The organism is Micromonospora sp. CV4, from assembly GCF_003667455.1.
Classification (GTDB): domain Bacteria; phylum Actinomycetota; class Actinomycetes; order Mycobacteriales; family Micromonosporaceae; genus Micromonospora.
In genome coordinates, this window is sequence record NZ_RCVI01000030.1 from 1 (window position 1) to 455 (window position 455).

Annotated in this window: 1 protein-coding gene; it reads left to right on the forward strand. The window is 65.9% G+C overall.

The features are described from left to right. Positions 1-424: tyrosine recombinase XerC (gene xerC / locus EAD98_RS00145; RefSeq protein ID WP_158609754.1), on the forward strand; the 424-nt coding region annotated here is incomplete at its 5' end. Between the last annotated feature and the right edge of the window lie 31 nt (positions 425-455).

Consider the following 455-nt stretch of genomic DNA (forward strand, 5'->3'; position numbering starts at 1 on the left):
CCTGGTGGTCAGCGAACTCAAGACCCGGCGCTCCCGACGAACGCTCTACCTCACGCCGCAGCTGGTGGAGCTGCTACGGCGGCACCGGGCTCGGCAGGCTGAGGAACGACTGGCGGCCGGTGAGACGTGGCAGGATCACGGATTGGTCTTTCCCAGCGAGGTCGGCACACCGCTCGATCCTGACAACTTCTCGCACCGGCTCTCTGCCCTGTGCAAGCGGGCCGGCCTAGGTCACTGGCACCCGCATGAACTGCGCCATTCCGGGGCGTCCCTGATGCTCGCCCAGGGCACGCCGCTGCATATGGTTTCCGAGGTGCTGGGGCACACCTCAATCGCGATCACCAAGGATGTATACGGACACCTGATGGAGGGTGATCGTCGATTGGCTGCGGAGGCGATGTCCCGTGCGCTGTTCGGGAACTGAGGGACCGGTGGCTCCCAGCGTGGCTCCCAGG